This window comes from Actinoplanes utahensis, from assembly GCF_016862455.1.
Lineage (GTDB): Bacteria > Actinomycetota > Actinomycetes > Mycobacteriales > Micromonosporaceae > Actinoplanes > Actinoplanes utahensis.
This window is the reverse complement of the sequence record NZ_BOMZ01000127.1, coordinates 1-13,339: the sequence shown is the minus strand read 5'-3', so window position 1 is coordinate 13,339 and position 13,339 is coordinate 1. Positions and strand designations below refer to the sequence as shown.

At 63.6% G+C, this 13,339-nt stretch carries 5 protein-coding genes; all 5 read right to left on the bottom strand.

Features of this window, described 5'->3' with window-relative positions; translation table 11 throughout:
• The coding region (locus Aut01nite_RS42745; RefSeq protein ID WP_043529220.1) for an IS110 family transposase at nt 1–868 on the bottom strand (868 nt) is incomplete at its 3' end.
• A 283-nt stretch (nt 869–1,151) separates the two neighbouring features.
• The gene (locus Aut01nite_RS42740) at nt 1,152–1,502 is read right to left on the bottom strand and encodes a hypothetical protein (RefSeq protein ID WP_152628939.1); all 351 of its coding nucleotides are present in this window, start codon (nt 1,500–1,502) and stop codon (nt 1,152–1,154) included.
• Nucleotides 1,503–1,504: 2 nt separating this feature from the next.
• Nucleotides 1,505–8,437, bottom strand: a complete 6,933-nt coding sequence (locus tag Aut01nite_RS42735) for an RHS repeat-associated core domain-containing protein (RefSeq protein ID WP_236642966.1) — start codon at nt 8,435–8,437, stop codon at nt 1,505–1,507.
• 238 nt (nt 8,438–8,675) lie between these two features.
• Nucleotides 8,676–12,326: a LamG domain-containing protein gene (locus Aut01nite_RS42730; RefSeq protein WP_052164217.1), complete on the bottom strand. Its 3,651-nt coding sequence runs from the start codon at nt 12,324–12,326 to the stop codon at nt 8,676–8,678.
• Nucleotides 12,327–12,655: 329 nt separating this feature from the next.
• Nucleotides 12,656–13,339: IS3 family transposase (locus tag Aut01nite_RS42725; RefSeq protein ID WP_204037949.1), on the bottom strand; the 684-nt coding region annotated here is incomplete at its 5' end.

The following is a 13,339-nucleotide window of genomic DNA, read 5'->3' as shown; positions in this document are numbered from 1 at the left end:
CCCGGGCACCGAGGATCGTCCCGAGTCCGGGCTGGGACCCGATGACCTCTGCGTCCGGGTGCCTGCCAAGATGCGCCTCCACCTGCCCTTGCAGGGCCTTGACCTGTTCGTTGAGCGTGTCCAGCAGCGCAGCCAGGGCACGCACTGTCACGGCGTAGGCGGCGGTGACGACGGCAGGCTGGGCGAGCTGCTCAGCACGCAGCACGGTCTGGATCGCGGAAGCTTTGGTCGGGATGCCGCGGCGGCGGGCACGCTTGAGGGCCACGCTGATCTGGCTGATGCTCAACCGGGCGGCGCTGACAGGGTCAGGGGCCTTAACCAGCAGTTCCAGGGTGTCGCCGGTGGCAAGATCCTCGAACGCCTCCAACGCCGCGGGAAAGTACTCCCGCAACGCGTGCCGCAGCCGCTGGACCGCGCGAGTCCGTTCCCAGATCAGAGTCTTGTGCATCCGAGTGACCACCTTGACCGCCTCGGCCTCGGCACTATCCCCAGCGATCGAGCGAAGCTGATGGGAGTCGGTACGGGCCATGTCGGCCAGCATGTGCGCATCCGCAGCGTCACTCTTGGCTCCCGACAGCGCGAGGCGTTCCCGGTACCGGGCAGCTTGCAACGGGTTCACCGGATAAACCGTGTACCCAGCGGCGACCAGAGCCTGCACCCACGGGCCTCGATCGGTTTCAATACCGATCTTTACCTCGACGACGTCCGCCTCGATGTCGTCACCGAGCGCCTGACCGACCATCGCATGGAGCCTGGCCATCCCCGCCATGCCCTCCGGCAGCCGGGCCTTCGCCAGCCTGCGACCGGACGCATCCATCAGTTCAACGTCGTGGTGGTCCTCAGCCCAGTCATCACCTATGAACAGCAACGTCTCTCCCGCCTGTCGCGCCGATCGCCATCGGTAGCCAGGCAGAGAACCATCAGCGACCTAATGAAGAAGTGCTCACGCCGCAACCGGACGGGCACGACATCCCATCAGCGATCAACTCTCTACACCGACCAGCAGCGGCACGATCTTTTCCAAGGGCTCCACGCCCAGGCTCAAGGAGTGCTCGTCTGCCGGCGGCTACCTGCCCACCGAGGAGCCTTGCCGGACGGCTCGCTCCCAGGACTCATTAGGCTCGTTACACCTGCTAAATGCCGCTGCAGCACTAACCCGCCGGGCTGTCATTTCCTGAGATTCTGCACGACTCGAGAAAATCGTCAAGCAATCGGAAGAGCACGCCAACAGCCTCTTCGTCCTGCATGGGCGTGAAGTACCTCAGATCAGGCAATGCACCATCCTCATAAATTTCGCACAGAACGAGCAATGGCCAGTAGAGTTCCGGCCGACCCTGCCTTCTCATAACAAGCCAGCTGTGAAAATCTTTAAGGGTGCTGTGGCCAGATCCAACCTCGTATCCTGTCAAAAAGGCACAAGTGCCCTCATAAGTCCTCCGCATCACGTAGATTCCGTGATGCTTCTTCAGCTTAGGAAGAAAATCAGATAACAACTCGGCCATGATTAAAATCCAAAGTCCATATCTTCCCAGTAATCGAATCGTTGCTTGTACTCATCAATTCCAATACCGTCCTTGTGCCATTGATCGTATACCTTGCCCTCCTTGAGCACCACAGTATGGTGGAACCAACTCTCACCAAGCTCGGGAGTACCGGGACCCTTAGGCCTGTACGGACCCATCGAGAATCTATCTCCGCCGGCGCCAACAAAGGTCTTAACCTCGCCGCCACTTCTCTTCACAAATGCCGCAGCCCATTCGTCGCACCCAGCATTATGGACCAGAACGGGCGTGTCGCCAGCCAGCACGTAATACGTGTGAATGTCGGCTACTGTCAGATTATAGGAAGCGGCGTACTGATGGACAGTTCTGTCGAATCCATCGACTTTTTCTGTACCGGTCAGCGTCAGAACTAGATCACTCGAGTCAATCTGCTCAGCACCTTCCCAACGCTTATCAGTTTCATTCCAAAATGGATGATCCTCCGTAGTTATAAGGCGCTTCCCGTCAACGGTCAGCGCGTATAAATCATCATTATGGATCCACACCTTTTCAATCTTCCGGGGACCATGCTCCCCAGTTTCCGGATTAGACGCGAGAACTTCGTCGCCGACTTGCACCTCGTTGAGTGGCTTTGCTGAGCCGTCTGCAAGCAGGACTTCGGTATCGCCAGAGAAGCTGCATGCCTCTCTGGCCACCTTCGCGGCACCACTCTCGGCAGCCTTCGCGACGCTACCTTCGGCAGCTGCTGCTTTTCTTGCTGAAGACCATAGATCCCAGATCCCAACCGCGCCGGTCGTCACGCCACCTACCATCGCACCGCCCGTGTAGAAGGCCGCTTCACCTTCAGCCACTGCGATGGCGGCGGAGACACAGGCTGTCGCAAGAATTGCACAAGCTGGTGCCGCAACGAAACCACCGAGGAGAGCTGCGACGACTACGGCTTGTTCTCCGTTGGAGAGGCGTGGGCCGAAGGGGTTTTTGCCGGAGCAGGGGCTCGCGTCTTGTGGGCTGTAGAAGTGGATGCAGGCGAGTACCCAGTTGTCGGTGCTTCGACTGGCGAACTCTGCTAGTCCTGCCCAGGTGAATCTTTTGCGGTTGTAGCCACGCTTCCTGAAGACTTCTTCGTCAGAGCTACTGACGTCGTCGATTTCTACTTCTCGGTCGCTACCCCCGGATCCGGTGGAGTCGTCGACCGTTCGGGGGGCGCCGGTTCCCTTTCCGCCTCCGTTGGGACTGATGACCTCGCCCCCGCGGCCGTCTTCGGTTAGCCGGATGAGACCGGTGGGGTCACTGGAGGTGATGGGGCTGTTGTTGGCGTATGAGTAGGGATTCCATTGTTGGGGGTCGCTGAGGTCCATCAGGGGGTCGACGGATATGAAGCGGCCGAGGGTGACGTCGTAGCGACGGGCTCCGATGTTGATGAGGCCGGTGGGGTCGTTGTCGCCGCCGACGAAGCTCTTGTTGTTTACCCAGAGCTGTTTGGGTCCGCGTTCGCCGCCGTAGGGGGTTTGGCGGCGGGTGGTGACGGCTTGGGTGCCGGCGTTGATGCTGATCTGTTGGGTGCCTTGGTGGTCACTGAAGAGCCACGTCAGACTGGTGATGCTGGAGGATGCGGTGCGGGAGGCGAAGGTGGCGCCCGCGAAGCTGTAGTAACGGGTGCCGGTGTTGGTGGAGCCTTCTCGGCGGATCTCTTGGCCGGGGAGGTAGAGCGTGGTGCCGTTGGCGTCGCGGCGAATGAGTCGCTCGCCGCTGGCGTCGTAGACACTGGCCTCGATGGTGTGACCATCTGCGGTGACGGCGGCAAGTTCGCCTTCGGCGTCCCAGTTGAGGGTTTGGCTGTTGGCATTGGTGCTGCAGTCGTTGGTGGCGGTGCTGGCGGCTGGGCGGCAGATCGTGTTGCCGGCGGCGTCGTAGCGATAGTGGTTCGTGGTCGACTGTTCGCCAGTGGTCGTGGTCATGCTCAGGACGGCGTGGGCGGGGTTGGTCTTCTTACCGTCGCCGGTGGGCAGGGTGTATTCGCGGATGGTGTTGACAGTTGTGGCGTGGGTGGTTTCGGTTGTGCGTGAGCCGGTGTCGTTGAAGGTCCAGTCCTGCCAGTACGGGGCTGGGCCGGCGAGGTTGTCCAGGGTGGGGTCGGTGGTGCAGGAGAGTTCGGGTTTCGGGGTCCAGGCGGTGCTGAGTCGGCCGAGGGCGTCGGTGCGGAAGCATTGCTTCTCGCTTGAACCGGTCACCGGCTTCTCCTCGATGGCGGTGATGTTTCCGACTTTGTCGTATTCGTAGCTGCGGTCGGATACGAATCCGGCAACCGTTTGGCGTTCGACGGTGGTGCGTTTGACCCGTCGGGTGTCTTCCTCGTACTCGATCCTGTTTTTGGCCCAGTGTCCGTTGGGCATCTTGTAGTCGGAGCCGGTGCTTTCGCCGTAGGCGGTGAAGTAGGCGGTGGCCATGGTGCCTTCCCAGCCGGTCAGGCTGGTGTCGAGGCGGGCTGGCATGCCGGTGCTGGCGTCGTAGTGGGTGGTCAGTTGCTCGGTGACCAGGCCGCCGCCGGCGGGGTAGGAGAGGGTTGTCGGTTCGCCGGTGGCGGTTGAGTAGTCGTATGCGTAGCTGTAGGTGCCGGCTAGGCCGGTTTCGATGGCGGGGATGACGTAGTCGACGCCTGTGGGTTGGTAGCGCTCGTTGAAGCGGATTACCTGCCACTTGTAGGTGCTGGGCGTGCCGGCGGGGTTGTATTCGTAGCGGGTGGCTTGGGTGAGTTGTCCGCGGACGCCGGGGGTGTCGTCGAAGTAGGTGTCATAGCGGTAGGCAGTGCGCAGCCGTCCGCTTGAGGAGTCGTCACGAACTTGGATCTTGCGGCCGAGGGCGTCGTACTTGTACCAAAGCTTTTCGCCACGGGCGTCGGTGGTGCTTATCAGCTCGTTGTAGTCGTTGTAGACGAAGTCGACGTTGCCCTTGTCGGGGTCGGTGCTGGCATCGAGGCGCCCCTTGACGTCGTAGGTGCTGGTCCATTCGTTGCCGTCGCTGTCTGCGACTCTGGTCTGCTGACCTTTGCGGTTGTAGGTGTAGCTCGTCGCGATGTGGTCGCCGTTGACACCGGTCGGGGTGGTGTGTTGGCGCAGGGCGGTCACACGGCCTTGGATGTCGGTCACTGTGGTGGTGGGGGTGCCGCCTTGCGGTGGGGTCACCTTGGTGAGGTCGCCCTCGTAGGCGGTGGTGGTACGCCGCTTCTCGACCAGGTTGGTGATGCCGTCGCCGCTGAGGAACACGGAGGCGGTGGCGCGGGATGCCCGGTCGAAGTGGGTCTTGCTGACCGATGTCACGGACCATTCCGGTTCCCACCAGAGGACACCGGTGGGCGCGCCGGGCTCGGCGTGGGCGCCGTAGGCAGTGGCGGCGCGTCCGAATTCGTCGTAGAGGGTGTCGGTGACGACGCGGTCGCCGCTACCTCCTAGTGACAGGGTCTGGGTCTGTCGTGGCCGTAGCAGTGCGTCCAGGATCTGGTAGGAGGTGACGTAGTTGCCGGTGGCGTTCAGGGTCTGCGACTTGATGTACGGGTAGGCGTCGCGCTTGGGCGCGAATGTGTACTCGTACTGTGCTGACGGCTTGGTGGGATTCGCGGCTCTGGGCCAGCCGAGCTTCCATACCCGTGCCACGCGGCCGACCGGGTCGTAGTCGACGTCGTTGACGATCTTTTTGTTCGGGTCGGTCTGTTTGGTGATCGTGCCCCAGTAGGGGTTGGTGTCGACCGTTGAGGTCCAGCCGAGCGGGTTCTTAGCGGTGGTTTTGGTGAGCGGCCCACCGACCGCTGGGGTGTAGGTGGTCTCGGTGACCTGGTTCTTGATATCGGTCGTGGTCCTGGTGCGGCCGGCGGAGTCGTAGGTGGCCTGGGAGACCACCTGCCATACCGTTCCGGTTTCCGGGGTCCAGTCTTTGAGCTCTTCGGTCTTGGTCGGCGATCCGTAGGCGGGCGCCGTGGTCAGACTGGTGGCACCGTCGAAGTAGGTCCGGCTGTCGGCGATGATGTCGTCCGTGCTGGCCGGTGATTTGCCACAGGCCAGAGCGGCGGTCACGGTACGGCTGATGATCCGGGTCAAGTTCTTGGCGGTGTTGCGGTTATAGACGTTCCAGATGCATTTTTCGTCGCCGGTCTTGCTGATATCGCCGTTGTCTTGTGACCAGTTGACGGTGCCGTAGGTGTGGTCGATGTCGTCGTGGCTGCTGGAGATTCGCCAGCCGCGGCTGCCGTCGGTGCCGAGTGCGGTGGCCGTATAGGTGGTCTGGGTGTCGACGTAGCGGGCTTCGACCGTGTCGGCGTACTTGGTGGCGTCGACGATGGTGCGACTGGCTGTCGGGTTGGACCGCCATGGCACATAGATCGTCTTGGCGACCGGTTTGGCGATGACGCCGTTGTAGGTTGCTTGTTCGAGGATGCGGCCGGCGAATTGGTCGTAGTCGTAGATCGTCTCGGAGCCGACCGAGGCGGACACAGGAACGGGCCGGGTGCCTCCGGTGGGTGTGGCTCGGTCACCGTGCATGCCGCGCAGGAACTTGGTGATGGTCAACGTGCGGGTGTCCGCCTCGTCACCGACGCTGGTACGGACTTCGTCATAGCCACGCCACTGGTCCCAGGTTTTGCGGTTGGCCTCGATCAGGCCGTCGTCGTCGGCGTAGTGCCAAGCGGCGTCACCGACGTATTGGTACCAGGTGTTTTTGGTCGGCGCAGGATGGCCGTCGTCATCTCGCAGGTCGCTTTCGGCGATGTGGGTGACGACGTACTTGTGCCACCATTCGGTGACCATGACGTCGCCGCCGGGATTGGCGTTGTCGGGAACTTTGACGGGATAGCAGCGGCGGGTGTTGGTGTGGGGCTGTAGGGAGGCGACGAGTGCGGCGGTGCAATCCGGGTCGGAGTAGTCGACTTTGATGTGAGCGCCGGTCTCGGTAACGATGCTGGCGATCCGCAGCCAGTTCTCGGTCGAGGTGTTCTCGGTCAGGACCCGGTTGGGTTTGGAGATCGCTTCGAAGGTCACCGGCGGTGAGTCCACGCGGCCGCCGACGAGGCCAGCGCGGTCGATCTGTGCGAGCCAGAGGCCGGTGTGGGTGGTGTCAGCAGTCGCGGAGAACGTGTGGGTGAGTGTCCACGAGTCCACGTCCTGCCACTTCGCCGGAGTGACGGTGGTGTCCCAGACGCGGGTGGTGACCGTTTTGAGTCGTTTGGCGGTCCAGAACGTCGGCGAAAATTTTCTGGGGCATGTGGAGGCCGATGCTTTGCACTCCTGGTCCCAGGGGGTGTCTTTCCAGTTCGCCGTTGTCGGGGCCGCTTCGGTACCGCAGTTGGTGAAGCAGCGTATGTCGGGGGTGAACACGACCTGGGCGTACGGGTTGGTGTTGCGTTCGGTGACGCCGTGGACGGCGGCTGTCCGGTCGTAGGTGCCGTAGTCGATCCGGGTCAGGTAGCTGGCCCGGTCGTAGGTGGCGGTGGCGGAGTCGGTGGTGTTCTGGGCGTACTTGTTGGTCTCTTTGCCGTACCAGTACGACATGGTGTTACCGCGGACGTCGGTGACGTAGTCGAGGTTCCAGCGGTATGCCTGAACGCAGTCGGAGTCTATGAAGGTGCTCGCGTGGCACGGCTCGCCGGTATGGTTGCCGAACACCGGTACGGTCAGCGTCGAGTTGGTGGGATCGGTCTCGCCGGGCAGGTCGTCGAGGCCGAAGTAGTACTGAGTGCCGTGGGTGTCGGTGACGCGCCAGTGTTCTCCCGCGCCGTCGCGGGCTCCTTCGCCGCCGATGTTGCCGTCGAAGACCGTCTTGCCGCCGTCGCCGTTGGCGGCGCCGAGCAGCTTCTCGATCTTGGAGCCGTCCTCGACACGCGGGTGCCAGCCTTTGCCGTCCTGGAAGATGAGCTCGCTGCTCGTGCCGCCCAGGTGCAGGATGGCGTTGGAGGTTCGCCAGCACAGGTCGCCGCTGTTCTTGGTGCTGTTGGGGTTGGTCTTCTCGTCGGAGTCCTGGTAGCAGGGAACGTAGCGGCGCTCGATGTATCCGGGCGTGTAGTCGAAGCCTTCGCCGATCCAGGACGGCTGGTTGTTGGTCACCTCGGAGCGGCCGTCCACCGCCGCAGACGAGTAGTCCAGGGAGATGGTCGGGGAGAGTCCGATGGCCGGCGGCACCTGCATCGGATAGGTCCAGGAGAAGGCACCGGAGTTACCGCCTGCCGACCATGTCGAGGAGGGCGCGAGGGTGGTGGCGGTGAAGTCGCCGGACTCGCCGGTCGGTGCACCCGCGAGAGCCACGAATGAACCCGTTGCCGCGACGGAGGAGGCGGCCGCGGTGGCGGTGGGGGCGGCGTCGACCGCCACCGTCGCGGAGATCGTGCCCGTGATCTGGTCGATGGTCGACGGCAGCGCGACCGAGCGGCACGCCGCCGCGGTGGGGGTGGTGAGGGCGCACCGCGGTACCTGCCAGAGCCGGAGCCGGGAGGCCCAATCGGCGCCGTATGCCTTCTGGAACCCGCGGTAATCGACAGACAGCCGGGTCTTTCCCGGGGCAGCGCCTTGAGGGGCGGTCATCTTGAGCATCATGCTGTCGCGCCACTCCGCCGGCAGCGTGGCGCGGTCGATCACCTCGAGGTCGAGGCGGGACAAGCGCGTGCCGCTGGCTTCAGGAGTATCGGCCACCCAGATGGGCAGATCGCCTGCTTTGGCCTTGCGGGTGGTAGCGGTGGCGGCTCGGGTGCTGGCGGCGGTGAGATCGATGCGGGCGGTCACCGGCTTGGGCCATGTCGCCGCGGGTGCAGGGGCGTCTTGGATCTGTTTTTGTGCCCAGGCTCGCGTGGTGACCGGGCCGCCGTCGTTGTCGAGCTTTTCCACCGGCGGCGGCGTCGGCTGCCGCAGTGGCTCGGCCGCTACCGCGGCGGATACGGGAACGACCAGTCCTGACATGACCAAGACGTTGACCATCGAACTGACGAACAGTCGGCGCCCATGGTGCCGTAGCAGACGACGTGCGTGCCTGATCATCGCTCGTTTCCCCAAATCGTCGTGCTCACGAGTGCCGTCCTGGAAGGCGGTCGACCGGATCGTGTCGTTCCGGGCTGGCTTCCGTTGAGGGTCATCAACGGGCTGGCGGACATGCGGTCGGTGTCGCTGTGCTGTGCAGGGGTCCTGTCGGGCCGGTCACTCACGAGGTCACCGTCGGTTCAGCGGTGCTGGCGCGGCGCAACTGCTGCATGTGCAGCAGATGTGCTGCCGCGTCGGTCAGGGCACCTTGGTAGACGGCGATGTCGTCGATGCCGCCGTGCCACTGGTTGGTCATGGCCCCGTGGTGCCAGGTCTGCCCGACCAGCAGCGGGCCGGTGGCGTTGAACGGGGCCGTTGGGACGGCCTTGTCGCCCGCCCGTGTGCCGTTGATGTAGATCCGGGCTTGTTTGGCGCCGGCGTCGTAGACGACGGTCAGGTGAGTCCATTGCGTGGTGGCGGTGTCGCTGCTCAACTCGAGGCTGGTGACCGTCGAGGGGGCCGCGTTCGGTGTGTCCTGCGATCCGACCGCGAACACCCATTTGCTGGTGTCGGCGTTGTACTGCAGTGAGAACGCGCTCTCGTTGATGCCGCGCTGCGCGATGACGCTGTGGGTGCCGGTTTTACCGGCGGCTGGTGCGGCCCACACCGAGATCGAGTACGACTGATCGGTCCGCAGTACCTGCCGGTCGTCCCACTGGGTGATTTCAATGCCGTCGTCGTCGATGTCGGTGCCGAGTTTCACCGCCGACCTTGCATACTCCGACGTGGTCTCCGACTCCGGTGCCACGTTGTTGTCGGAGGGGAAGGAGTACTCGTCGTCGAGCCACAATCCGTTCCACCTGAGATCGGGGCCGACTCTGATGTCGGCGCCGCGGGTCAGGGCGAGCCAGCGGCCCCAGGCCGTCGTCCGATCAGGAGCCTGGCAGGTACCAGCGCGATCGGAGTGCTTGCATCGCATCGCCGTCTCGAAATCCCATCCGCCCACCTGGACGGGGGACACGATGCCGGGGTGGCTGAAGCCCGCCGTTTCGCTGTCCGACGCGAGTCGCCCGTGGAAGTCCTCTAGTAACAGCACTCTGTTGAAGGCCTGGACGTCACTGATCGATCCGTTCCAGAACCCGCTGGCGGCATTACCGGTGAAGCCACGCCCGACCGTGAACGATTTCGTGGCCGGCCATGGGATGGCCGTGCGGCTCACCTCGGACACTTCCGTGCCGTCGATGAACAGCCGTATCGCCTTCTCCGCCTTGTCGAAGGAGCCAGCGAGGTGCACCCAACGGCCGACGTCGCTTGCGGTCAACGCTGTCGGAGCGAGGGCGGCAACGACCGTGCTGGATTGCGCGCTGGTGTCCTTCATGGCGAACGACCAGTAGGAGGCAGGTGTGGTGCCGGAGCGGCGCACGCCCAGCTCGAACCCAGCCGCGTCATCTCCGCCCTGGGCGGCAACCGTGACGTTGGTGCTGGGTACCGCTGTCCCGAGTCGCACCCATGCGGCAACGCTGAACGACTCGGCGGTGTTCACCACCGCGGCTTCAGTGGTCGCTGCCGAGGAGACGCCGTCGAAGGTGGCGGTTCGCGCCTCGGTCAGGCGAATGCCGTCCTGCCATGTCACGTTGGTGGCGTTCAGCGGGTCTGCAGGGGCCAGCACGCTGTCTTCGAGCGCTTGCTGCTCGGACAGGCCGGGATTGGTTTCCAGCGCCCATCGCGCGGCCGGCGGCAGGGTGTTGGGTGAAACCTCAACGGCGAACTCGACCGCACCATCGCCCTGATTCAGCGTGCCGTCGATCGCCTGTATCAGCAGAATGTTGGTTCCCAGCCGCGGTGCGGTGACCTCGATGTCGGCGACTTTCGGTATGGCGGTGGAAGTCGTCGTAGAGGCGTTGATGGGCTTGGTGCGGCCGTCCCAGCCGTACTTGAACGTCTTTACATCGGAACTTGTCGACTCGAGGCGGATTTTCACCGTTTGCCCCAGCATGGGCGTTGCGGTGAGCACCCGCCCGCTCACGTGAGGCACCGTGGTATCGACGGAGAATTGGCACCAGGCCGACCAATCACTGGTCTGCGAGTAGGTGTCCGTGGCCTTGGCGCGGAACGCGTATCGCTTGCCTTTTACGGTAGTGACCGTCGTGCTGGTCGCGCGGTCTCCGGGGTCGACTCCGTATTTGTTCGGTGGCGCTGTCAACCGGGGCCACGCGCTCGTGACCTTTCCGATTCCACCAGACGGCACTTCGATCCACTCGAAGGCGCCGGTCAACGTATCTTGAGAACCGTCGGGGTCATTGAAAACGGCCGAGAACGTCGGCGTGAACGTGCCGATCGTGATCGCAGAAGTTTCGGTGCCGCAGGTCATCGTTGCTACTTGCAGCGACGTAGGTTTCGTAGGTTTGCTGTCGTAGTCGGCATACATGATGGCGTTGTTCGGCAGGAACTTCTTCCATCGCGTTTGCCACGTCTCTCCGTTGCCGGCGGAGTCGTTGGCGGTGAAGCCCACCGTAACGCCGGACCAGCCTGCCGTCGCCGCGTCCTGCACGAGTTTCGTAACAGCGGTTCCTTGGAAGTTCATCATCTGGTCGCCCTGGATGACCCCGCAACCGCCGGCTTCGTTGGAGCGCCCGGAAGCACTGGCCAGGTATTTCAGCAGGTACATCTTCGACCAGGTGGCCTTCATCGTCGCGTCGATGACCGAGGTCTGGTACATCGAGGCCGGCGTAAACTCACACGACGAGGAGTGGTCCAGTTTCATGGCGACTCGTGCGCTCTTGATGTACTTGCCGATCAACGTCCACTGGCTCAGTGTCGTGTTGAACTGGAAGAACGATCGGTACAGCGCACCGGTGTCCGGGTTCAGCCCGACCCGGGCCGTGGAGTAGTCGGTGTTCGTCGAGCCGTTGTCTGTCGAATACGCCCACTTCGCCTTGGCGATCGACCAGGTCGGGTCGACATACAGGGGGAACGCCGCCTCTTTCAGCAACGCCTCGTCCGGGCGCAGCAAGAGGTCTCCGCCGGACAGTACGACGGAGACCGGCGCGACGCGGGCTGCATCACCAGCAGCCTCATCCGTCGACGGCGAAGCCGGCGCAGCCTGTTGCACCGATGTCGACCGGGCTGACTGTTTCGCCATGGCGCCCGTGGTCCGCGAGTCCCACATCTTCGCAGGCGCGGTAGATGCCAGCAGCGAGGTGCCATTCATCGCCCGCAGTTCGCCATCAACGGCTTGGATCTCGGCGTCACCACCCAGATCGAAACGGATCTCCCGTACCGCGGACTGCGTCGCCGCCGCAGCCGATTTAATCACTAGGACGTGGGTGAATCCCGTCTCGGTCGCTCGCACTACCAGGTCGACGCCGAACAGCACCTCTGAGTACGTGGCTGCGTTGTCCTCGACAGTAGGGGGCCGCAGAGTTCCCGGCCACGACATGGTCATCGTCCGGCCGCCCCGGGTCAGTGTCACCAACGGCGCCGTACCCCCATTGGAGAACGCAACGTCCGCCACCGACGCGGCCGGCCGCAGAAGACCATCGCTGCCTGGACTCAGGTCCAGGTTGATGTCCGCCCAGCCGGCACCGCGCCGCACCCGCTCCGGCAGCACTGACGACTGGAACGTCATACGGCCGTCCGGCTGGGCGATCACCTGCGAGTACTCGTCCCGCAGGGCGTCCACAATCACCGGTCGGCCGCAACTCGTCGCCAGCTCAGCGGCAGCTGACTCCGTGGCAGCGACATCACTGCACGCCGCGGCAGCCGGAGCAGCCGACATCGGCACGGCCAGCCCCGCAAACGTCAGTCCCGCCACCAGGCAGGCAGGCAGCATCCTTGGCCACACAGCGTCCCCCGATCATCACGCAGCAGCCTCGGAACTCTAAGTTTCAAGATCGATAGATAGCTAGACCCCAATCGAACGGCGAATCCGGCATTTCCACGCGAATACTCGGCAATACTCGATGTGATCAACCGCATACATCGAGACATCTTCAAATACTTGAGATATCAACTGGCCATGAGGTAACCACACTGTGGACCGAAGACGCCTGGCCCCGAAGAGGAGGCCCCATCTCCGCGATGGCCACTTCACCGTGCACTCAGCCCTTGTGGAAGGTGGCCAGCCTGAGGTGTCAAGCCCCGGGTTTGGTGGAGAGTTGGTTAGCTGGTTTTCAGGGGTGCGGTGACCTGCTGGGTCATCGCGTGTAGTGCCTCGTACTCGGCGGGCGGGATATGACCGAGCTCGCCGTGCAGCCTTCGGTTGTTGTACCAGTCGATGTACTCGACGGTGGCCATCTCCAGGTCGTCGAGCCCACGCCACGGGCCCTTGTTGCGGACGAGTTCAGCTTTGAACAGGGAGTTGAACGCCTCGGCCATCGCGTTGTCGAACGAGTCGCCCTTCGAGCCGACCGACGCGACAGCGCCGGCCTCGGCGAGCCGCTGGCTGTAGCGGATCGCTCGATACTGGACTCCACGATCGGAGTGGTGGACGAGTCCTTGCAGGTCAGCGCCCTGATTCCGGCGGCGCCAGATCGCCATCTTCAGCGCGTCCAGGGCCAGATCGGTGTAAAGCGACGTGGACACCTGCCAGCCGACGATCATGCGGGAGTACACGTCCAGCACGAACGCGGCATACACCCAGCCCACGGCGGTGCGCACGTAGGTCAGGTCCGCGACCCACAGCTGATTCGCACCCGTCGCGGCGAAGTCACGTTTCACCAGGTCACGAGGCCGGTCGGTCTCCGCCGCCGGCCGGGTCGTGCGCGGCGACTTGTCACGCAGCAGCCCTCGCAGCCCGGCTTCGCGCATCAATCGCTCGACGGTGCAGCGGGCCACCCGCACGCC

Excerpts from the sequence above, each read along its gene's own strand:
- Aut01nite_RS42740 (WP_152628939.1), bottom strand. The coding sequence starts at position 1,502 with ATGGCCGAGTTGTTATCTGATTTTCTTCCTAAGCTGAAGAAGCATCAC.
- Aut01nite_RS42735 (WP_236642966.1), bottom strand. The coding sequence starts at position 8,437 with ATGTCAGGACTGGTCGTTCCCGTATCCGCCGCGGTAGCGGCCGAGCCA.
- Aut01nite_RS42730 (WP_052164217.1), bottom strand. The coding sequence starts at position 12,326 with ATGCTGCCTGCCTGCCTGGTGGCGGGACTGACGTTTGCGGGGCTGGCC.